The 21,299-nt window shown below is 44.6% G+C and carries 14 protein-coding genes, 21 tRNA genes, 3 rRNA genes and 1 riboswitch; of the genes, 7 read left to right on the top strand and 31 right to left on the bottom strand.

Features of this window, described 5'->3' with window-relative positions:
- Positions 1-22 precede the first annotated feature (22 nt).
- The 3 genes from NST15_RS14025 to NST15_RS14035 all read left to right on the top strand — a co-directional run bounded on the left by NST15_RS14025 (position 23) and on the right by NST15_RS14035 (position 1,513).
- A complete protein-coding gene (locus tag NST15_RS14025) occupies positions 23-1,069 on the top strand; it encodes a cytochrome d ubiquinol oxidase subunit II (protein ID WP_169476099.1) in 1,047 nt (348 codons plus the stop codon).
- Between the two features lie 68 nt (positions 1,070-1,137).
- The gene (locus tag NST15_RS14030; RefSeq protein WP_008360682.1) at positions 1,138-1,296 is read left to right on the top strand and encodes a DUF1540 domain-containing protein; all 159 of its coding nucleotides are present in this window, start codon (positions 1,138-1,140) and stop codon (positions 1,294-1,296) included.
- Positions 1,297-1,321: 25 nt separating this feature from the next.
- Positions 1,322-1,513, top strand: a complete 192-nt coding sequence (locus NST15_RS14035) for a hypothetical protein (protein ID WP_017358376.1) — start codon at positions 1,322-1,324, stop codon at positions 1,511-1,513.
- Positions 1,514-1,618: 105 nt separating this feature from the next.
- On the opposite strand, the gene menC is transcribed toward NST15_RS14035, so the two are convergent.
- The 6 genes from menC to NST15_RS14065 all read right to left on the bottom strand — a co-directional run bounded on the left by menC (position 1,619) and on the right by NST15_RS14065 (position 9,062).
- A complete protein-coding gene (gene menC / locus NST15_RS14040; protein ID WP_058213941.1) occupies positions 1,619-2,743 on the bottom strand; it encodes an o-succinylbenzoate synthase in 1,125 nt (374 codons plus the stop codon).
- Positions 2,730-4,190, bottom strand: a complete 1,461-nt coding sequence (locus NST15_RS14045) for an o-succinylbenzoate--CoA ligase (RefSeq protein WP_342498602.1) — start codon at positions 4,188-4,190, stop codon at positions 2,730-2,732. Before NST15_RS14045 ends, menC begins: the two co-directional genes overlap by 14 nt.
- Positions 4,191-4,260: 70 nt before the next feature.
- Positions 4,261-5,079: a 1,4-dihydroxy-2-naphthoyl-CoA synthase gene (menB, locus tag NST15_RS14050; RefSeq protein WP_008342913.1), complete on the bottom strand. Its 819-nt coding sequence runs from the start codon at positions 5,077-5,079 to the stop codon at positions 4,261-4,263.
- A gap of 14 nt (positions 5,080-5,093) precedes the next feature.
- A complete protein-coding gene (gene menH, locus NST15_RS14055; RefSeq protein WP_058213943.1) occupies positions 5,094-5,924 on the bottom strand; it encodes a 2-succinyl-6-hydroxy-2,4-cyclohexadiene-1-carboxylate synthase in 831 nt (276 codons plus the stop codon).
- Entirely contained in the window at positions 5,909-7,651 is a 1,743-nt protein-coding gene (gene menD, locus NST15_RS14060) for a 2-succinyl-5-enolpyruvyl-6-hydroxy-3-cyclohexene-1-carboxylic-acid synthase (RefSeq protein WP_058213944.1), read from the bottom strand. The genes menH and menD overlap by 16 nt, the downstream gene beginning before the upstream one ends.
- Positions 7,644-9,062, bottom strand: a complete 1,419-nt coding sequence (locus tag NST15_RS14065) for an isochorismate synthase MenF (RefSeq protein ID WP_017358381.1) — start codon at positions 9,060-9,062, stop codon at positions 7,644-7,646. The genes menD and NST15_RS14065 overlap by 8 nt, the downstream gene beginning before the upstream one ends.
- 382 nt (positions 9,063-9,444) lie before the next feature.
- On the opposite strand from NST15_RS14065, the gene NST15_RS14070 reads away from it, so the two are divergent.
- The 3 genes from NST15_RS14070 to NST15_RS14080 all read left to right on the top strand — a co-directional run bounded on the left by NST15_RS14070 (position 9,445) and on the right by NST15_RS14080 (position 11,799).
- On the top strand, positions 9,445-10,383 hold the full coding sequence (locus NST15_RS14070; protein WP_017358382.1) for a 1,4-dihydroxy-2-naphthoate polyprenyltransferase: 939 nt from the start codon (positions 9,445-9,447) through the stop codon (positions 10,381-10,383).
- A gap of 117 nt (positions 10,384-10,500) precedes the next feature.
- On the top strand, positions 10,501-11,235 hold the full coding sequence (locus NST15_RS14075) for a TraR/DksA C4-type zinc finger protein (RefSeq protein WP_017367914.1): 735 nt from the start codon (positions 10,501-10,503) through the stop codon (positions 11,233-11,235).
- An 87-nt stretch (positions 11,236-11,322) separates the two neighbouring features.
- Positions 11,323-11,799, top strand: coding sequence for a tryptophan-rich sensory protein (locus NST15_RS14080; protein WP_008342900.1), 477 nt, complete (start codon positions 11,323-11,325; stop codon positions 11,797-11,799).
- 76 nt (positions 11,800-11,875) lie between these two features.
- Here the strand turns inward: NST15_RS14080 and NST15_RS14085 are convergent.
- From NST15_RS14085 to NST15_RS14200, 24 genes are all read right to left on the bottom strand, one after another.
- A tRNA-Glu gene (locus NST15_RS14085) sits at positions 11,876-11,947 on the bottom strand.
- 7 nt (positions 11,948-11,954) lie between these two features.
- Positions 11,955-12,045: transfer RNA gene (locus NST15_RS14090), tRNA-Ser, on the bottom strand.
- Between the two features lie 3 nt (positions 12,046-12,048).
- Positions 12,049-12,123 (bottom strand) — tRNA-Asn (locus NST15_RS14095).
- Between the two features lie 6 nt (positions 12,124-12,129).
- Positions 12,130-12,206: transfer RNA gene (locus NST15_RS14100), tRNA-Ile, on the bottom strand.
- Between the two features lie 16 nt (positions 12,207-12,222).
- Positions 12,223-12,296: transfer RNA gene (locus NST15_RS14105), tRNA-Gly, on the bottom strand.
- Positions 12,297-12,307: 11 nt separating this feature from the next.
- Positions 12,308-12,383: transfer RNA gene (locus NST15_RS14110), tRNA-His, on the bottom strand.
- 24 nt (positions 12,384-12,407) lie between these two features.
- A tRNA-Phe gene (locus tag NST15_RS14115) sits at positions 12,408-12,480 on the bottom strand.
- A gap of 16 nt (positions 12,481-12,496) precedes the next feature.
- Positions 12,497-12,573: transfer RNA gene (locus tag NST15_RS14120), tRNA-Asp, on the bottom strand.
- A gap of 15 nt (positions 12,574-12,588) precedes the next feature.
- Positions 12,589-12,665: transfer RNA gene (locus NST15_RS14125), tRNA-Met, on the bottom strand.
- Positions 12,666-12,687: 22 nt separating this feature from the next.
- Positions 12,688-12,780: transfer RNA gene (locus NST15_RS14130), tRNA-Ser, on the bottom strand.
- A gap of 7 nt (positions 12,781-12,787) precedes the next feature.
- Positions 12,788-12,864: transfer RNA gene (locus NST15_RS14135), tRNA-Ile, on the bottom strand.
- 4 nt (positions 12,865-12,868) lie between these two features.
- Positions 12,869-12,942: transfer RNA gene (locus tag NST15_RS14140), tRNA-Met, on the bottom strand.
- A gap of 26 nt (positions 12,943-12,968) precedes the next feature.
- Positions 12,969-13,041: transfer RNA gene (locus tag NST15_RS14145), tRNA-Ala, on the bottom strand.
- Between the two features lie 7 nt (positions 13,042-13,048).
- A tRNA-Pro gene (locus NST15_RS14150) sits at positions 13,049-13,125 on the bottom strand.
- 7 nt (positions 13,126-13,132) lie between these two features.
- Positions 13,133-13,209: transfer RNA gene (locus NST15_RS14155), tRNA-Arg, on the bottom strand.
- 11 nt (positions 13,210-13,220) lie between these two features.
- Positions 13,221-13,306: transfer RNA gene (locus tag NST15_RS14160), tRNA-Leu, on the bottom strand.
- Positions 13,307-13,318: 12 nt separating this feature from the next.
- A tRNA-Gly gene (locus NST15_RS14165) sits at positions 13,319-13,390 on the bottom strand.
- A 30-nt stretch (positions 13,391-13,420) separates the two neighbouring features.
- A tRNA-Leu gene (locus NST15_RS14170) sits at positions 13,421-13,503 on the bottom strand.
- Positions 13,504-13,510: 7 nt separating this feature from the next.
- Positions 13,511-13,586 (bottom strand) — tRNA-Lys (locus NST15_RS14175).
- Between the two features lie 37 nt (positions 13,587-13,623).
- Positions 13,624-13,699: transfer RNA gene (locus NST15_RS14180), tRNA-Thr, on the bottom strand.
- Positions 13,700-13,732: 33 nt separating this feature from the next.
- Positions 13,733-13,808 (bottom strand) — tRNA-Val (locus tag NST15_RS14185).
- Between the two features lie 498 nt (positions 13,809-14,306).
- Positions 14,307-14,422: ribosomal RNA gene (rrf, locus tag NST15_RS14190) — 5S ribosomal RNA — on the bottom strand.
- 61 nt (positions 14,423-14,483) lie between these two features.
- Positions 14,484-17,414: ribosomal RNA gene (locus tag NST15_RS14195) — 23S ribosomal RNA — on the bottom strand.
- Positions 17,415-17,597: 183 nt separating this feature from the next.
- Positions 17,598-19,146 (bottom strand): 16S ribosomal RNA (locus tag NST15_RS14200).
- The 16S, 23S and 5S rRNA genes sit together here with 21 tRNA genes alongside, the layout of an rRNA operon.
- Positions 19,147-19,581: 435 nt before the next feature.
- Positions 19,582-19,684: riboswitch (TPP riboswitch) on the top strand.
- A gap of 96 nt (positions 19,685-19,780) precedes the next feature.
- Between NST15_RS14200 and thiT the strand changes: the two genes are divergently transcribed.
- On the top strand, positions 19,781-20,356 hold the full coding sequence (gene thiT, locus NST15_RS14205; RefSeq protein ID WP_007500615.1) for an energy-coupled thiamine transporter ThiT: 576 nt from the start codon (positions 19,781-19,783) through the stop codon (positions 20,354-20,356).
- Between the two features lie 239 nt (positions 20,357-20,595).
- Here thiT and NST15_RS14210 read toward each other — a convergent pair whose 3' ends face one another.
- Positions 20,596-21,150 carry a GNAT family N-acetyltransferase gene (locus tag NST15_RS14210; RefSeq protein WP_065460941.1) on the bottom strand — a complete coding sequence of 185 codons (555 nt, stop codon included), beginning with the start codon at positions 21,148-21,150 and terminating at the stop codon, positions 20,596-20,598.
- Positions 21,151-21,299: the final 149 nt, after the last annotated feature.

Genomic DNA, 21,299 nt, shown 5'->3' on the forward strand with positions numbered 1-21,299 from the left:
AAAGGGAGCGATCTTGATGCAAATGGATGTAACAACTGATGCACTCATTGCAATCACCATCTTATGGGGATTCGTGTTTATCTATGCAGTGATGGCATCAATGGATTTCGGTGCAGGATTTTGGTCAATGATTTACATGAACAAAGAGCAGACAAAGGCCGCAAATATCGCAAATAAGTATCTTTCTCCAACTTGGGAAGTAACTAACGTGTTCATTGTAGCCATCGTCGTTGCCTTGTTTAGCCTGTTTCCAGGTGCAACATTTGTGCTAGGCACTGTTCTATTAATACCCGGCAGCATTATTTTATTGCTTCTTGCACTGCGAAGCGGATTTCTCGTCTTCTCTCATTCACTGCCTAAAAAATATAGAAAAGCCGTTACATATATTTCAGGAATTAGCGGCTTTATTATTCCGTCCATTCTCATCATGGTTCTCCCCATTACACATGGTGGATTCATCTTTCAGGAGAATAATGTCTACTCATTAGATTTAGGATTGGTCTTTACAAGCGCAAATGTCTATTCTTTCGTAGGTTTTGCGATTTTCAGTACCCTTTTCCTCTCATCTTTGCTTTTAGCTGATTTTTCTAATGTTGCAAACGAAGATGAGGCTTATAACATTTATAGAAGAGGAGCACTGATTACGGGTCCACTTTCTCTCATGATGGCTTTCTTTATCATGCTCACACTGAGAAGTGAGGCCAATTGGCTGTTCACAAAAATGATGCAGAACATCCCGATCCTTCTTGTTTCTCTACTCATGTTTTTGCTTGCAGGTTTGGCTCTATTTTTACCAAACAGTCGCTTTAAACATCGGAAAGGGAGACCACGTTTAGCGGTTATCGCCATTACAATTCAATATTTCTTAGCAAGCTATGTGTATGGACATGCGCATTTGCCCTATATGGCCTATCCTGATATTACCATCATGTCTGGGTTTACAGATCCCGTCACATTTAGGGCATTATTTATTACGTATATTGTAGGGTTTATCATCCTCTTCCCTGGGTTCTACTTCTTCTGGAAATTGTTTATGAAAGATAAGCGTTATATTCGTCAGGAAGATTAACATGAATGAACGCCCCTTACTTCGGTTACATTATAGATGAAAGACATACTCAAAAGGAGGTCATCTGTATGAGTCAAAAAATCCTTTGTGAAGTAAACAACTGTTCCTACTGGAATGCTGGAAATCGTTGTGGTGCAGATGCAATTTATGTCGTCAGCCATACAGGAAATACGGCTGAGAAAAGTGAAGAAACTGACTGTAAAACGTTTAAACCTCAAGACCTTTAAGTCTCATTAAAGGAGGCGCTTCGCTTTGAAAAACGATCGGCTTGCTCAAACGTTTCTTGAAGAAATTCAGGACGCGGACGAGGCTGCATTTTATCAAGCAGCTCACTCCTTTTTAAATCTTTGGGATTATGAATACGGACATGTTTCCGACATGCCCAATGACATGCATCAGTATATTGGACAGCTTGCTTACGACAGCGGGCTTGTAGAAGAGTAAGAAAGAGCGGATGACCGCTCTTTCTTTTTGTTCAGACAGGAAGGAAAAACTTTCCTCAACTATACAGTGGTTCTATTGATGGTGCAAATGGCTATTCATTCGTTTTCATTTCACAAAATCATGTTTTGTAAACACATCAATTTTATCTGAGAAAGAACGAAGCGCTTGATAATCAACTTCTACGCCCATACCTGGAGAACGAGGCACCTCAATAAACCCATTTTCAACTTTGATTTCAGGAAAAATGATATCCTGCTCCCAATATTTCGACGATGCTGAAATATCCCCAGGAATCGTAAATTGCGGAAGTGATGCAAGTGCCACGTTTTGCGCGCGAGAAATGCCTGTTTCAATCATTCCCCCGCACCATAACGGAATCTGCTGCTCCTTGCAGAACGCATGAATCTTAAGAGCTTCAGTCAGCCCTCCAACTCGTGAAGGCTTCACATTAATAATCTGACAGCTTCCAAGTTCTACAGCTTTTCTCGCATCATCTAAAGAACAAATACTTTCATCCAAACAGATTGGTGTTTTTAAATGCTTTTGCAAATGCCGATGATCGACAATGTCATCTGCGGCTAAAGGTTGTTCAATCATTAATAAACGAATATCGTCGAGCTGCTTCAGTTTGCTAATATCCTTTAATTCATAAGCAGAGTTTGCATCCGCCATTAACGGAAGGTGAGGGAAAGACTCTCTTATCTTTTGTAGAAGTCCAATATCTTGTCCCGGCTTAATCTTCACTTTCACACGCTGATAGCCTTGATCAACAAACTGCTCGATTTGCTGAATCATATCATCTATTGGTCCTAACCCCGCAACGACACCAGATGGAATTCTATCTCTAGTACCGCCTAAGACGTCACGTAAGGACTTATTTTCTCGCTTTGCATAAATATCCCACACAGCTGCCTCAATTCCTGCTTTGGCCATTCTATTGCCTTTAAAATGGTACAAGCTGTCTGGTATGTCCGAAGGATGTGTAAAAGATCGGGTCAGCACGTTCGGGATAAAGAAAGCCCTCAGCATGTGATAGCAGGTCTCGATGGTTTCTTCTGTATACCACGGAGAAGAGAAGGCAGATACCTCTCCCCATCCAGTTAATCCTGTTTGATCTTTGACCTCGACAATAATAAACTCACGCTCTGCAATGGTCCCAAGGCTCGTTGTAAACGGCTGTTTGAGTTTCATCGTGACATGATATAAGATCACACGTTCAATTTGAATCATCTAAAAACCCCTTTGATTTGAGTCTGTGCCTCTGCAATTTATTCGACGCATTCCTTGGCAGCTCATCCACAAAGTGAAAAGCGGCGGGCCATTTATACTTGGCTAATTGCGACTGACATAAAGCATAGAGCTCATTCTCCGGAATCTGCTCATCTGTCACAAGGAAGGCAGCAGGTACCTCTCCCCATTTTTCATCATATATACCCGTCACTCCGGCTTCCTTTACATTTGGATGTGTTAAAAGAACTGCTTCAATTTCTGCTGGATAAATATTCTCTCCGCCAGAAATAATTAAGTCTGACCGCCGATCAAGCACAAATAAGAATCCGTCCTCATCTACATAGCCAATATCACCCGTTTTCAGCCAGCCCTGCTCAAATGCAGCAGCTGTTGCCTCTTGACGATAAAGGTAGCCTTTCATGACATTTGCACCTTTTACCATGATTTCACCATGCTCAAAAGGACGACACGGACGGTTCTCATCTTGAATCTTTAATTCACAACCAAAAAGGGGCTTTCCCGCTGATCCAAGCTTTTCCACACTAAATTCAGGCGCAAGCGTCACAATTTGCGAGCAGGTCTCCGTCATACCGTACGATTGAAACACAGGAAATCCTTTCTCCTTACTCTCTTGAAGCATCGCATAAGGTGCAGGACCTCCCCCTAACAGCAGGCAACGCAAAGATGATGGACATTCTTCAAGTCCATTTAATAAACGGGACAGCATGGTTTGAACAACTGACAACATCGTCACTCGATGCTGTTCAATAGCATTCTTGACTTCATCGACATCAAACTTTTGATGAAGCACGACAGTCATACCGTATATGACAGATTTAAATATAGCGGATAAACCGCTTATATGAAAAAGAGGCAAGGCAATGAGCCAGCGGTCGTCCTCCCTGATCCCTAAATTCAATGCCGAGGAAACAGCACTATGAAAATGATTGCCAAACGTTTGCTCCACCCCTTTAGGGCGTCCTGTCGTTCCAGATGTATACATAATCGTCGCCGTCTCATTTAAATCAATATCATGTACGACCTTCTTTTCCATATCATGATCTGCATCAGGTAAAGTCTCTATTGTATAAACAGGTAAATCACCATGATGCTCATTTGCATATGCAGGCTCTGTTAATAAAGCCATGACTTTCGCATCTTCTAGCTGAAAACGTCTCTCTGCTTTTGTTAACTTATTGTTCAATAACACAATCTTGAAGCCTAATAAAAAACAAGCGTGAACAAGCATGACCATGTGAGGATGGTTGTTCATTAAAATCGCAACCGTATCCCCTTTTTTAAAAGATGCACGTGTCAGTCGATTTGCAAGTTGGTCTACATCTTTCGCTAAATCACGAAATGTCCACTCTTTGTCTTGATAAATGAGTGCGACCCGGTCTGGCGTTAAATACGCACGGTGCAGCAGCCAATTGGGTTGCTTCATCATGACACCTCCTTTTCATAAAAGAAAACAGCTCAGTCTGATGCACTAAGCTGTTTTCATCCATATCATTGAATCAAGGGAAACGAGGGAACTGACCGAAGTCTGGCTTCCGTTTTTCCTTAAAGGAATCGCGTCCTTCTTTTGCTTCATCTGTTGTGTAATAAAGAAGAGTCGCATCTCCTGCAAATTGCTGAATACCAGCTAATCCATCTGTGTCCGCATTAAATGCAGCTTTCAAGAATCGTAAAGCAGTCGGGCTTTTTTCTAGCATGTCCTCACACCACTTCACTGTTTCTTCTTCCAGCTGCTCTAATGGTACAACTGTGTTGACAAGTCCCATATCAAGCGCTTCTTGTGCATTGTATTGACGGCATAAGTACCAGATTTCTCTTGCTTTCTTATGACCCACAATACGTGCAAGATAGCCAGATCCATAACCAGCATCAAAGCTGCCCACTTTTGGTCCTGTTTGTCCAAAAATCGCATTGTCTGCTGCAATGGTAAGGTCACACACGACATGAAGCACATGCCCGCCGCCAATCGCATAGCCCGCAACCATCGCAATAACTGGTTTTGGAATGACACGAATTAAACGCTGTAAGTCTAGGACGTTTAGACGTGGAATTTGATCGTCTCCTACATAGCCGCCATGACCGCGTACTTTTTGGTCTCCACCTGAACAGAATGCTTTTCCTCCAGCACCTGCAAGGACAATGACACCAACATCTGAATTGTCGCGAGCACGTGAGAATGCATCAATTAATTCACTTACAGTCTTTGGTGTAAATGCATTATGTACATGCGGACGGTTAATGGTGATTTTTGCAATCCCATTATATGTTTCATATAAAATTTCGTCATACTGACGCTCAGTTTGCCATTCAATAGCCATCAATATTTCCTCCTCTAATCTTGCGATAAAATAAACTCACTTACTATTTTACCAAAAAAATGTGGTTGTTCCACATGAACTGTATGCCCAGCATGCTCTACTACTGTGAATTGACTGTATTCAAGCGCCTGCTGCATACGTTTGGCGATGTGACAGAACTTTTTATCAAGTGTTCCGCAAATGAGTAAAACAGGCTGTTTTATCTGCTTTAATGCTTCCCACATAGACGGCTGTGAGCCCGTTCCTATACCTTCTAAGCTGCGAGCCAGCCCGTTAGGATCGGTTTTTAGCCTTCCCTCTCTCAGTTGCGTTAGCCTGTCCGCTGGCAAGGATTTCTGCGAAGCAAACAGCGGAATGTTCTCCCAAAAATCCACAAACTGCGCTAATCCTTCATGTCTGATCTTTTGAGCTAGCTGATGATCATGATTCAGCCTCGCCATCCGCTCTTTAAAAGAGTTCAGCCCTGGAGATGTACTCTCAAGAATCAGTTTGTTTACACGTTCTGGATAACGGGAGGCAAATGATAAAGCAATACGCCCTCCCATAGAATATCCGAGAATGTTCACTTTGTGAAGCTTTAATTGATCTAAAATCTCAGCAAGATCTGCCAGCTGCTGGTACATTGCATATCTTCTTATACTCTTTGGTGAGTCTGTGCGGCCATGTCCAAGCAAGCTGACCTGAATCAATCTCGTATGTTTTTCTGTATAAGTATTCAAAAAAGCCCAAGAAGCTGCACTCCCTGTAAAGCCATGTAAACATAACGTGGCATTTTCAGCAGATGGGTTATGGTCTATCACCTCATACGCCACACCATCGTGCATTCGTATTATGAGTGAAGGCATTCTTTTTTCACTTCCCTCAATATCTCGTCCATCATTTGGCGATGTTTGCCCACGCGAGAATGCCGGTCAGTTTCAATCTCAATTAAATGAAGACCTGGTTCTTGGATATGCGCCAAGTACACATCTTTTAACTCTTCTTTCGTTGTCGGCTTCGAATAGGTTCCCCCATATAGCTTTGATGCATACTCAAAGTTCAACCCAGTCGGCGTACCAAAGAGCTTTTCATAATACGGTTCATCGGATGCCTGCGGAAGGAAAGAAAAGATTCCTCCTCCATCATTGTTTAACAACACAACCGTGAGCGGAATGTCCATTAGCTTAGCTGCAAGAAGACCGTTCATATCATGGTAAAAAGACAAATCGCCGATGACTAAAGTGATGGGTTGTTTCAAGGCTGCATATGTTCCAAGAGCTGTGGACACAACACCATCAATGCCATTTGCTCCGCGATTCGCCATCATCCGAAACGGTTTTGACTGCGTTTCAAAAAAGGTATCGACATCTCGAATAGGCATACTATTTCCGATAAAGAGCACACTCTCTTTTGGCAAAAGGTGCTGCAGCTGACGATACACATTTCCCTCAAATGTCAGGTCCTCATCATTGTATTGATTTGCATGCATTCTAAAAGAAGAATTGACACTCTGCCAGCGTCGTAAATAAGATGTATCCTGACGCTTTTCCGCTCTCATCAAGACTTCTTCTACAAAAGAGGCTGCATGACTTTCAATCATGTATGATGCGCTTAAACCAGGATCTCGATAACCACCCGCAGCATCGACGACAATCTGCTTCACTTCCGCATGCTTTTCCAGCCACTTAAATAAAGGCTTAGACACAGGCATCGGTCCAAAACGAATGACCATTTCAGGCAAGAGATGCTGCTGCAATGCCTCATCTTTTAACAAAGAATCGTATGCATCTATAATGTATTCTTCACTTTCATGTCCATTTCGCAAAAGAGAAAGCGGGTCAGCTAAAATTGGCAGATGAAAAGCTTTTGCAAGACGTAAGACTGACGCCTGCTCTTCCGGCGAGTGAAGTTCACCAGCAACAATGATTCCTTTTGCCGCTTTGTTCATGATAGACACTAATTCTGACATAACCCGATCATCCGGACGAGCTTGACCTGCTGCTAAAACTTTGTTCGCAACTCCTTCTTCTCTATCAAAAGGATCAATAGACAAGTCAGGTAGCAATGGTTCTCTCAGCGGCACATTCACCTGAACTGGTCCCTTTGGCTCCTGCATTGACACGTGACTTGCCCTAGCAGCAGCAGTTTGAACATATCGCAGCATCGTTTGGCTTTCTTCTGGCAAGGCTAAGTCTGTGAACCATTTAACAAACTTACCGAATAAGAATTGCTGATCAATCGCTTGAGGTGCCCCAACCTCCCTCAATTCGTGCGGCCGATCAGCAGTTAAAACAATCAGTGGTACCCGGGAATAATGTGCCTCGACAACAGCTGGATAAAAGTTAGCTGCTGCCGTACCTGACGTACAAATGAGCAGTACTGGTGTTTGGCTCGCTTTCGCAAGACCCAGTGCATAAAAAGCAGCAGACCGTTCATCCACTAACACATGGACATTGATTTCTTGATGAGCAAGAGCGAGCATCGCAAGCGGTGTTGAACGGGAGCCAGGACAAACAACTGCCTCCTTCACACCACTTTGCACAAATTCATCCATTAATCTGCCAATATATCTTGTCATGATTTGATTATTCAATAGGACGACCTCCAAGAGCAGACAGCATTGGTCTTAATTTCACTTGCGTTTCTTCATACTCTTGTTTTGCAAGGGAATCCTCTACAATTCCACATCCAGCAAACAAACGAACTTGGTCTTCCTCAATAAGACCTGATCGAATGGCGACAGCAAATTCTCCATTGTCCTTAGAATCAATCCATCCCACTGGCGCCGCATACCAACCGCGTTTCAACGGTTCGATTTCACGAATCACCTCTACCGCTTTTTCCTTAGGATATCCTCCAAGCGCTGGTGTTGGATGAAGCTGTTCAATTAATGAAAAGAGTGAACAGCTGCTTTTGATTTCTCCCACAATGGGTGTAAATAAATGCTGAATGTTTTTCGTTTTATAAAGACTTGGTTGATTTGGCTTATGCACATGATGGCAGTTTGCTTCAAATGCCTGCTCAATCATATTCACGACAATTTGATGTTCAATCAAATTTTTTTCATCATGAAGCAGTTCCTCACCTAGTGCCTGATCTTCTACTTCATCTTGACCACGTACAATAGAACCTGCCAAACAAGATGAAAAGACTTCACCACCGCTTTTTTTCACTAAACGTTCAGGCGTCGCCCCGACAAACGCTTGTCTTCCCTGCTCTATAGCAAATACATAACTCGTTGTTTGATGTTTTAGTAATTCTGCTAATAGTGGAGCGAGTTCAATTTGATTTTTATAGTGAAGCAAGACTTCTCTTGCTAAAACAACCTTTTCATATTCGTTCACACGAATGTGTTCTGTCGCTTCATGGATTGCTTTCATCCATTCCTGGACATCTAACTCTTCCATATGAACAAGCTCAGCTTGTCCATGATTTCTGACAGGCAATGCATCAAAATTAGAAGCTTTCTGTTCTAACTCTTGAATGAGCTGATGAACATTCCCGTCCACCTCGTTCCATTCATTGATCGTTAGAAACGTGCCCTCTTTTGAAACAGTCAGCATCATCGATGGCACAAAAAAATGAGCCTCGCCAAATGCTTCCCAGTGACGCGCCTTCTCTTCATATGGATCAAATGAAAATCCTCCAAATAAAAGCGGACCAACTGCCGCTTGCTTTAACTCCTTCTCATCATGAAAATGGAACATATGCTGTTTCAGCTGCTCCCATTCTTGATGGACGATATTGAATCGTTCTTTGCCTTGCTCTGATGATTTAATCACGGCCGCTCTGCCAAGTCCAGAAAATATCATTTGGCTTTCTGGATCAGACCAAAAAAACCGCTCGCCTAAAAAATCCGCTTCGCCGCTTTGGAAAAAGGCAAGAGGATCCAGATCGTCAACTCTTCTGGAGTAGCTTATCAAAACAGCATGGTTGACGTTATTCGCTTCTTCTAATGTCGCAAGCGCTTCCTGCCGGAAAGTACTTTGCACTGTTGTCACCATGATACATTCCTCCAAAATCCATGAAATAACATATAAAAATAAAACCATCATGTAAAAAATACATGAACATTCGAGTATGTCGAATGACCTGCTTTTCTATTATAAACCTTAACAGATGAACTTAGTAAAGAAAACAGCTTTTAAAACCTCGAATCCTTATTATATCACGCTTTCAAGATTTTTTCGCTCCCGCTTATTGAAATGAGAACATCTCTTAAAAAATGGTAAGACCTGTTCGAAGATCAAGCTTTCTCTCTATATGGGAACGATTAGCAAACATCTTTTTCTTGTTTCATCGCATCAATATATTGACACCTTTTTGAACTTTGCTAAACTGGAATTTGGACGTGTACGTATTTTTTTATTTAAAGGAGTATATTTTATGCAGCATCAATCGATATCAGATCAGCTTTCACCAATAAAGCCTGATAAGAACTGGCGGATTTGGTGGAATTTACTACGACCGCATACATTAACAGCGGCATTTATTCCCGTTACTTTAGGAACTGTCCTAGCACTTCCGAGTGGTCAAATACATGTTGGGCTATTTTTAGCTATGCTATTTGCATCGATGTTTATCCAAATTGCAACGAACATGTTTAATGAGTACTTTGATTATGTTCGCGGATTGGACAATGAGAAATCTGTCGGTATCGGCGGAGCGATCGTGAGAAACGGTGTAAAACCAAAAACAGTTTTAGGCCTCGCTTATGCCTTATTCGCGCTTTCTTTATTACTTGGGATCTATATTTGCATGATGTCTAGCTGGTGGATTGCACTCATAGGACTAATTTGTATGGCAGCAGGCTATTTTTATACCGGCGGTCCTGTACCAATTGCTTATACACCATTTGGAGAACTTGTATCAGGTGCTTTTATGGGACTAGGCATCATTTTAATTAGTTTCTATATCCAAACAGGAACATTGACATCAAAAGCTGTGCTCATTTCATTACCCATCTCTATTTTAGTTGGTGCCATCTTACTGTCGAACAATATCCGTGATTTAGACGGTGATAAAGAGAATGGACGAAAGACACTTGCTATCCTAGCTGGACGTAAAGCGGCAGTCAACATCCTACTTTCCATGTTTGTGATCTCATATGTACTCATTTTTGTTTATATCTTTATGGATATCGTGGGTCTTTGGAGTCTTCTTGTCTTACTCAGTGTGCCAAAAGCTTATACAGCCATTAAAGAATTTAAGCAAAAAGAAAAACCAATTGAATTAATGAATGCCATGAAGTCGACAGCACAAACCAATACGTTTTTTGGTTTCCTGTTAACGATCGCATTGATCTTACAATACTATCTCGCATAACACGAAACGCCTGCAGCCGCAGGCGTTTTTTATTGAAGAATTGCTTCAAATTGGCACAAGTCTTACATAAAAATTTGCTCATACTAACAATATGTTTGATATGAAAGGGTGATCGCTTTGTTGTCTAAAAACGAATTACATCAGTTGAAGCAGCGACTTCTCGATGAAAAACAAGAAATTGAAGCCAAAAGCCATGACGATGAACAGAAAGTATCATTTCCTTATGATTCAGTGGGCGAACTGTCAGCCTATGATAACCACCCTGGCGACCAAGGAACAGAACTATTCGAACGCGGAAAAGACATTGCCTTAAACAGTTTGGAACATGAGCACCTGTCCGATATCAATGAAGCACTCCAAGCAATGGCAGACGGCTCTTATGGTTTGTGTAAAGTGTGTAAAGCCCCTATTCCTAAAGAGCGCTTAGAAGCCCTTCCCACCGCTGTCACATGCACAGAGCATTCCAAAGAACAGACTGTTTCACAAAACCGTCCCATTGAAGAGGACTTATTAAGTCCGCCCTCAGGGCAATTTGAAAATGAAGAAAGTGCTGCATATGATGGCGAAGATGCCTACCAAGATGTAGAACGCTATGGAAACTCTGATACCCCATCCGATATGGAATTTCCTCCATTGACTTACGATGATGTGTATACACAGTCAGAAGATGAAGATTATGTGGAAGACTACGAAGGATTTGCAGCTGCTGATATTGAAGGTAAAGCAAGCAAGGTCTATCCAAATAAAGCACACGAAGCTTATGAAGAAGCATTAGATGAAGAAGGTGTCATGACGGTGTTTGGTGACTTGAAGCCGTACGAAGAAGAACCTTATACTAAAAAAAATCATTAGTCCCCACATATTGGGGGCTTGATGTTTATATCATGTAATAATTGGGAAATAAGTTGAAGAGTGAATTGATTGGGAGGAGATTTCTGGATGGCTAAAAAAAGTATCATTTGGGCGGTTATCGTCTTCTTTATTACATACGCATTATTTTCTATTGCAGGGTTCCTGTTCCCTATCGACAGAGAATGGTATGACGCACTAAATAAACCTGAATGGACACCTAGTGGTGGTGTCATCGGTGCGGTCTGGGCTGTCTTATTCGCCCTCATTTCGTTATCTGCCGCCATCATTTATGCAAAGTATGGTTTTCAAAAAATCACATTACCATTTTGGATTCTTTTTCTTCTAAATTATGTATTCAATCAAGCCTTTAGCTTTTTTCAATTTACACAAAAAGATTTATTTGCAGCTACGATCGACTGCCTGCTTGTAGCACTGACAGCACTCGCGCTTGTCATCGTCTCACGTAAACTAAGCAATGTTGTCCCAATTTTATTGATTCCTTATGTTTTATGGGGATTCTTTGCGACATACTTGTCTTATACGATCTATTCCATGAATATGTAAGAAAAGACCGCTATGATGGCGGTCTTTCGTTTTGCGGAAAATAAAAAAGAGGTCTTTATTAGACCTCTTTAAAAAATGACCCGTACGGGATTCGAACCCGTGTTACCGCCGTGAAAGGGCGGTGTCTTAACCGCTTGACCAACGGGCCAGAAAAATGGCGGAGAAGGAGGGATTTGAACCCTCGCGCCGCTTGCGCGACCTACACCCTTAGCAGGGGCGCCTCTTCAGCCACTTGAGTACTTCTCCATTTGGCTCCGCAGGTAGGATTCGAACCTACGACCGATCGGTTAACAGCCGATAGCTCTACCACTGAGCTACTGCGGAAAGTCATGGTGGGCCTGAGTGGACTCGAACCACCGACCTCACGCTTATCAGGCGTGCGCTCTAACCAGCTGAGCTACAGGCCCATGAACGATATGCAAATGGAGCGGGTGATGGGAATCGAACCCACGACATCAGCTTGGAAGGCTGAGGTTTTACCACTAAACTACACCCGCAAAAATATGTATGGGGCGATTGATGGGAATCGAACCCACGAGTGCCAGAGCCACAATCTGGTGCGTTAACCACTTCGCCACAACCGCCATACTAATATTTATTTGTAAAAGTGGCTCGGGACGGAATCGAACCGCCGACACACGGATTTTCAGTCCGTTGCTCTACCAACTGAGCTACCGAGCCATGTATTCATTTAAAATGGCGGTCCGGACGGGACTCGAACCCGCGACCTCCTGCGTGACAGGCAGGCATTCTAACCAACTGAACTACCGGACCAATAGAGAAAAAATTTGGTTGCGGGGGCAGGATTTGAACCTGCGACCTTCGGGTTATGAGCCCGACGAGCTACCGAACTGCTCCACCCCGCGATGATATCATTTTTTAAAAATATGGCGGAGGAAGAGGGATTCGAACCCCCGCGGGCTTTGACACCCCTGTCGGTTTTCAAGACCGATCCCTTCAGCCGGACTTGGGTATTCCTCCGTATAGATGGTGGACCTTGTAGGACTCGAACCTACGACCGGACGGTTATGAGCCGTCTGCTCTAACCAACTGAGCTAAAGGTCCTTTATAGCGGCGGAGGGGATCGAACCCCCGACCTCACGGGTATGAACCGTACGCTCTAGCCAGCTGAGCTACACCGCCATGATATAAAATAATCTTTTAAAAAGTGGAGCCTAGCGGGATCGAACCGCTGACCTCCTGCGTGCAAGGCAGGCGCTCTCCCAGCTGAGCTAAGGCCCCATAAAGATGGTCGGGAAGACAGGATTCGAACCTGCGACCCCTTGGTCCCAAACCAAGTGCTCTACCAAGCTGAGCTACTTCCCGATCTTAATGGCGCGCCCGAGAGGAGTCGAACCCCTAACCTTTTGATCCGTAGTCAAACGCTCTATCCAATTGAGCTACGGGCGCTTATTTTATAATGCCGAGGGCCGGACTTGAACCGGCACGGTAGTCACCTACCGCAGGATTTTAAGTCCTGTGTGTCTGCCAATTCCACCACCCCGGCGTGGATGGTATAAGCGGAAGACGGGATTCGAACCCGCGACCCCCACCTTGGCAAGGTGGTGTTCTACCACTGAACTACTTCCGCATTACAGGATTTCTTTATGTTGTTTGGCAATGCGGGTGAAGGGACTTGAACCCCCACGTCATAAAGACACTAGATCCTAAGTCTAGCGCGTCTGCCAATTCCGCCACACCCGCATAAAAATGGTGAGCCATGAAGGACTCGAACCTTCGACCCTCTGATTAAAAGTCAGATGCTCTACCAACTGAGCTAATGGCTCGCTTTTAAAGCGACTTGTCTATCTTACCATATGAAAGTGGTGCCGGCAAGAGGACTTGAACCCCCAACCTACTGATTACAAGTCAGTTGCTCTACCAGTTGAGCTACACCGGCTTTATCTATCCTAACATTATGTAAGAATAAATATGGTGGAGGATGACGGGCTCGAACCGCCGACCCTCTGCTTGTAAGGCAGATGCTCTCCCAGCTGAGCTAATCCTCCACTATGTAGGAATCTCTCGATCCGACAAAGATTATTATATACAGGTTTTACTCATTTGTAAAGGCTATATTAAAAAAATTTTATTTCATTTTTCATAACGTATTTCTTTTAACAGATGATGTTTATGTTACCAGTCAAAATAGCTTCAATTCAGCGATTAACAGCTGTATTTCTCTTCTCTATATTCTCTTTAAAAACGAGTAAATCCTTTAAAAATATCAGCAGCCTTTCAATTTTTATACTTTAATGATATAGATATTTCTTCATTTTAACTGTTAAACGCAATGAATGTTTTGACTATACACCTGCTATTCTTTCTCTCTATTATTTTTCTCTACATTTAAAAGTGAACATGCTTCACAGACTTTCTCGTTGTTTGAGAGCATCTGCACACTTGTCGTCAATTAAATCAATCTGATTCATACAACATAATTAGGTTCATCTTCTTTCAAAAAACACAAAAAAGACCAGTTCCGACTGGAACTGATCCTTTGAAAAGCTTGGCGGCGTCCTACTCTCACAGGGGGAAACCCCCAACTACCATCGGCGCTGAAGAGCTTAACTTCCGTGTTCGGTATGGGAACGGGTGTGACCTCTTCGCTATCGCCACCAAACCTGATGGAGAGAATGTTCTCTCAAAACTAGATAACAATGTTCATTTTTCACATTAGAATATAGGTTAAGTCCTCGATCTATTAGTATCTGTCAGCTCCACGTGTCACCACGCTTCCACCTCAGACCTATCAACCTGATCATCTTTCAGGGATCTTACTTCCTTGCGGAATGGGAAATCTCATCTTGAGGGGGGCTTCATGCTTAGATGCTTTCAGCACTTATCCCGTCCGCACATAGCTACCCAGCGATGCCCTTGGCAGAACAACTGGTACACCAGCGGTGCGTCCATCCCGGTCCTCTCGTACTAAGGACAGCTCCTCTCAAATTTCCTGCGCCCGCGACGGATAGGGACCGAACTGTCTCACGACGTTCTGAACCCAGCTCGCGTACCGCTTTAATGGGCGAACAGCCCAACCCTTGGGACCGACTACAGCCCCAGGATGCGATGAGCCGACATCGAGGTGCCAAACCTCCCCGTCGATGTGGACTCTTGGGGGAGATAAGCCTGTTATCCCCGGGGTAGCTTTTATCCGTTGAGCGATGGCCCTTCCATGCGGAACCACCGGATCACTAAGCCCGACTTTCGTCCCTGCTCGACTTGTAGGTCTCGCAGTCAAGCTCCCTTGTGCCTTTACACTCTGCGAATGATTTCCAACCATTCTGAGGGAACCTTTGGGCGCCTCCGTTACATTTTAGGAGGCGACCGCCCCAGTCAAACTGCCCACCTGACACTGTCTCCCTGCCCGATAAGGGCAGCGGGTTAGAAGGTCAATACAGCCAGGGTAGTATCCCACCGATGCCTCCACCGAAGCTAGCGCTCCGGTTTCCAAGGCTCCTACCTATCCTGTACAAGCTGTACCAACATTCAATATCAGGCTGCAGTAAAGCTCCACGGGGTCTTTCCGTCCTGTCGCGGGTAACCTGCATCTTCACAGGTACTATAATTTCACCGAGTCTCTCGTTGAGACAGTGCCCAGATCGTTGCGCCTTTCGTGCGGGTCGGAACTTACCCGACAAGGAATTTCGCTACCTTAGGACCGTTATAGTTACGGCCGCCGTTTACTGGGGCTTCAATTCGCACCTTCGCTTACGCTAAGCGCTCCTCTTAACCTTCCAGCACCGGGCAGGCGTCAGCCCCTATACTTCGCCTTACGGCTTCGCAGAGACCTGTGTTTTTGCTAAACAGTCGCCTGGGCCTATTCACTGCGGCTTCTCGGGGCTTTAACACCCTAAGAAGCACCCCTTCTCCCGAAGTTACGGGGTCATTTTGCCGAGTTCCTTAACGAGAGTTCTCTCGATCACCTTAGGATTCTCTCCTCGCCTACCTGTGTCGGTTTGCGGTACGGGCACCTCTCACCTCGCTAGAGGCTTTTCTTGGCAGTGTGGAATCAGGAACTTCGCTACTAAATTTCGCTCGCCATCACAGCTCAGCCTTCACGGGAAACGGATTTGCCTATTTCCCAGCCTAACTGCTTGGACGCGGATATCCAATACCGCGCTTACCCTATCCTCCTGCGTCCCCCCATTGCTCAAATGGTGAGGAGGTGGTACAGGAATATCAACCTGTTGTCCATCGCCTACGCCTTTCGGCCTCGGCTTAGGTCCCGACTAACCCTGAGCGGACGAGCCTTCCTCAGGAAACCTTAGGCATTCGGTGGACGGGATTCTCACCCGTCTTTCGCTACTCATACCGGCATTCTCACTTCTAAGCGCTCCACCAGTCCTTCCGGTCTGACTTCACTGCACTTAGAACGCTCTCCTACCACTGTTCGTAAGAACAGTCCGCAGCTTCGGTGATACGTTTAGCCCCGGTACATTTTCGGCGCAGAGTCACTCGACCAGTGAGCTATTACGCACTCTTTAAATGGTGGCTGCTTCTAAGCCAACATCCTGGTTGTCTAAGCAACTCCACATCCTTTTCCACTTAACGTATACTTTGGGACCTTAGCTGGCGGTCTGGGCTGTTTCCCTTTCGACTACGGATCTTATCACTCGCAGTCTGACTCCCAAGGATAAGTCATCGGCATTCGGAGTTTGACTGAATTCGGTAACCCGGTAGGGGCCCCTAGTCCAATCAGTGCTCTACCTCCGAGACTCTTACCTTGAGGCTAGCCCTAAAGCTATTTCGGAGAGAACCAGCTATCTCCAGGTTCGATTGGCATTTCACCCCTACCCACACCTCATCCCCGCACTTTTCAACGTGCGTGGGTTCGGGCCTCCATTCAGTGTTACCTGAACTTCACCCTGGACATGGGTAGATCACCTGGTTTCGGGTCTACGACCACGTACTCATGCGCCCTATTCAGACTCGCTTTCGCTGCGGCTCCGCATCTTCTGCTTAACCTTGCACGGGATCGTAACTCGCCGGTTCATTCTACAAAAGGCACGCCATCACCCGTTAACGGGCTCTGACTACTTGTAGGCACACGGTTTCAGGATCTATTTCACTCCCCTTCCGGGGTGCTTTTCACCTTTCCCTCACGGTACTGGTTCACTATCGGTCACTAGGGAGTATTTAGCCTTGGGAGATGGTCCTCCCGGATTCCGACGGAATTTCACGTGTTCCGCCGTACTCAGGATCCACTCTGGAGAGAACAACATTTCAGTTACAGGGCTGTTACCTTCTTTGGCGGGCCTTTCCAGACCTCTTCGCTTATATCGTTCCTTTGTAACTCCGTATAGAGTGTCCTACAACCCCAAGAGGCAAGCCTCTTGGTTTGGGCTGTTCCCGTTTCGCTCGCCGCTACTCAGGGAATCGCATTTGCTTTCTCTTCCTCCGGGTACTTAGATGTTTCAGTTCCCCGGGTATGCCTTCTCATACTCTATGTATTCAAGTATGGATACTACTCCATTACGAGCAGTGGGTTTCCCCATTCGGAAATCTCCGGATCAAAGCTTGCTTACAGCTCCCCGAAGCATATCGGTGTTCGTCCCGTCCTTCATCGGCTCCTAGTGCCAAGGCATCCACCGTGCGCCCTTTCTAACTTAACCATTTCTTACTTTAGAAAGAATCACTATGTGTGATGAACTTTGCATTGCATTCAATGTGAATGTATTACTTATTGTTATCTAGTTTTCAAAGAACAATCCTGTCTCGCTAGAGACATGTTTTGAAGGAATGATCCTTCAAAACTAAACAAGACGAAAAACGTACGCTGCTCCATATATCCTTAGAAAGGAGGTGATCCAGCCGCACCTTCCGATACGGCTACCTTGTTACGACTTCACCCCAATCATCTGCCCCACCTTCGGCGGCTGGCTCCATAAAGGTTACCTCACCGACTTCGGGTGTTGCAAACTCTCGTGGTGTGACGGGCGGTGTGTACAAGGCCCGGGAACGTATTCACCGCGGCATGCTGATCCGCGATTACTAGCGATTCCAGCTTCACGCAGTCGAGTTGCAGACTGCGATCCGAACTGAGAACAGATTTGTGGGATTGGCTAAACCTTGCGGTCTCGCAGCCCTTTGTTCTGTCCATTGTAGCACGTGTGTAGCCCAGGTCATAAGGGGCATGATGATTTGACGTCATCCCCACCTTCCTCCGGTTTGTCACCGGCAGTCACCTTAGAGTGCCCAACTAAATGCTGGCAACTAAGATCAAGGGTTGCGCTCGTTGCGGGACTTAACCCAACATCTCACGACACGAGCTGACGACAACCATGCACCACCTGTCACTCTGTCCCCGAAGGGAAAGCCCTATCTCTAGGGTTGTCAGAGGATGTCAAGACCTGGTAAGGTTCTTCGCGTTGCTTCGAATTAAACCACATGCTCCACCGCTTGTGCGGGCCCCCGTCAATTCCTTTGAGTTTCAGTCTTGCGACCGTACTCCCCAGGCGGAGTGCTTAATGCGTTAGCTGCAGCACTAAGGGGCGGAAACCCCCTAACACTTAGCACTCATCGTTTACGGCGTGGACTACCAGGGTATCTAATCCTGTTCGCTCCCCACGCTTTCGCTCCTCAGCGTCAGTTACAGACCAGAGAGTCGCCTTCGCCACTGGTGTTCCTCCACATCTCTACGCATTTCACCGCTACACGTGGAATTCCACTCTCCTCTTCTGCACTCAAGTTTCCCAGTTTCCAATGACCCTCCCCGGTTGAGCCGGGGGCTTTCACATCAGACTTAAGAAACCGCCTGCGAGCCCTTTACGCCCAATAATTCCGGACAACGCTTGCCACCTACGTATTACCGCGGCTGCTGGCACGTAGTTAGCCGTGGCTTTCTGGTTAGGTACCGTCAAGGTGCAAGCAGTTACTCTTGCACTTGTTCTTCCCTAACAACAGAGCTTTACGATCCGAAAACCTTCATCACTCACGCGGCGTTGCTCCGTCAGACTTTCGTCCATTGCGGAAGATTCCCTACTGCTGCCTCCCGTAGGAGTCTGGGCCGTGTCTCAGTCCCAGTGTGGCCGATCACCCTCTCAGGTCGGCTACGCATCGTCGCCTTGGTGAGCCGTTACCTCACCAACTAGCTAATGCGCCGCGGGTCCATCTGTAAGTGACAGCCGAAACCGTCTTTCATCCTTGAACCATGCGGTTCAAGGAACTATCCGGTATTAGCTCCGGTTTCCCGGAGTTATCCCAGTCTTACAGGCAGGTTACCCACGTGTTACTCACCCGTCCGCCGCTAACATCCGGGAGCAAGCTCCCTTCTGTCCGCTCGACTTGCATGTATTAGGCACGCCGCCAGCGTTCGTCCTGAGCCAGGATCAAACTCTCCGAGGTATGCAGGATGCATATCACACATGCGTTGCTACACGATGTAGCGAACTTAGCATGTGATCATTTCCTGCCTCGCCAGTTTGACTGACTACCTATGATGTATCATAGGATTTTTTATAAAAACTCGAATTAACAGGTACGTTTTGTCTTGTTTAGTTTTCAAAGATCATCTTCGTTATCGCTCAGAGGCGACTTTATTAATATAACATTCTATCAAGATGAAGTCAACAACTTTTTTCTTGAATGTTATTTCTCAACCGCGCTGTTTCAGCGGCGAATACAAATATAACACCTTTTAAAAGAAGAAACAAGTATTTTTTCTAAATAATTTATTTTTCCTGATCTCTTCCTATATATTCGTACAAAAAGGGCTTAACTCCATAATTCACTATTGTTGATCCTGTAGGTCTTTAGTATATTTATAATAGATTAAAATTTAATAACCGCAGGGGGAGCCTCGTGCTGAGAGTGAACAATTCGTTGTTCTGACCCTTTGAACCTGTCAGTTAATACTGAAGTAGGAATGTGGAATCACTTGCATACATGCATGTATGCAAGCCGATATGTTTTTCTATGAATCACATACTCATCCTGACATGGTCTCTCCTTGCACAATTCGTGAAAAGGGGATTTTTTTATGCAACAATCAAATCAATTAGTACGACTGATGGAGATCGCCATCATGACTTCTCTTGCACTTGTTTTAGATTATTTATCAGGTCTCTTTTTAAGAATGCCAAACGGCGGGTCAATTGCACTGATCATGATTCCTGTCATTCTCATGTCCATTAGATGGGGCGTGTCTGCTGGATTTATCATCGGTGTGTTAATCGCAGGACTACAGCTGATGAACAATCCTATTATTGCTACACCTGTACAAGGATTTCTCGATTACTTTGTCGCATCTGTTGTGATTTGTTTAAGCGGGCTATTCTCAGGATCAATTAAAAAAGCCATTCAGGATAAAAAGCGAAAGAAACAATTCTTCTATATTATCCTAGCTGTATTTGTCGCCAGTTTCTTCAGACTGCTGACGTTCTTTATTTCAGGTGTAGTTTTCTTTTCTCATTATGCACCAAAAGGAACACCAGGATGGGTGTATTCATTAGTTTATAACAGCACATATATGATTCCTTCATTTATCATTTGTAGTATTGTTCTTTGTTTACTCATTCCTAGTGCGTCTCGTTTGGTTTTTCCTCGACAAAAATAACCCAGCTGTTTCAGCGGGTTATTTTTTATGCATAATTTGCTGCTCTATTGAATCTATTAATAGTAGAAGATTTCATGCTGGAGGTACGACGATGAATCCTTACTCCATTATGCTGTGCTGTTACATCCTCAGTCTCGCCTACTTTTTGGCAAGTTTCTATGAGGCATTAAAAATAGCAGGTGTGAAAGGAAAAGTAGAGGCTTCTCCTTTTATATCTTATATTTTACTCGCCACCCTTTTTACTTTTTTCTCTCATTATTACTGGAAGCTGACGATATAATTTGTTGAACATGATCACTTAGTACAGACAGTTCCCATCCATACCCTATTTCCTCATGGTTCTCACCAGCCAGCTCGAACTGGCTGGTGACGGCAAAACTGGGTTGAAGCTTTTGATAAAATTGCTTTGCTGAATTTTGCTCAAATACCCAGAGCAGCATATTATGATAGCCTTTCTCTATTAAATAATCCACACCTTTTGCAATCAAAGCCATACCCGCTCCTGATTTCTGTTTTCTCTGCAACAAATAGATGGCATAAAGCTCACCATCATATATTGAATATCTCTCATCACGCTGTTTTCCGAAGGAAGCAAAACCAAATACTCCGTCAGCATCCTCTGCGACAAACGTGCCTTCAAGCGACCTGCTTCTCCAGCTCTCTTCCCGCTCCTCTACATTTAAATCATCTAAATACTCTTGTGAAATAATGCCGTGATAAGTCGTTTGCCAGCTCTTCACATGAATTTCGGCAATTTTAGGAATATCATTATGTACTGCATGTCTAACCTTCATCTGAACACCCCTTTTAGCCATTTCTTACTCTATGTTTCATATGATAAGTTGCTATTTTATAAAATTCAATCCCTAATGGATATTCGTTGACATTTTGTCAACACCCCTATATATTGGGTACGACTTCTTCTATTAAAGAGTTGAACTTT

The organism is Bacillus sp. FSL R5-0820 (assembly GCF_038593385.1).
GTDB classification, from domain to species: domain Bacteria; phylum Bacillota; class Bacilli; order Bacillales; family Bacillaceae; genus Bacillus; species Bacillus altitudinis.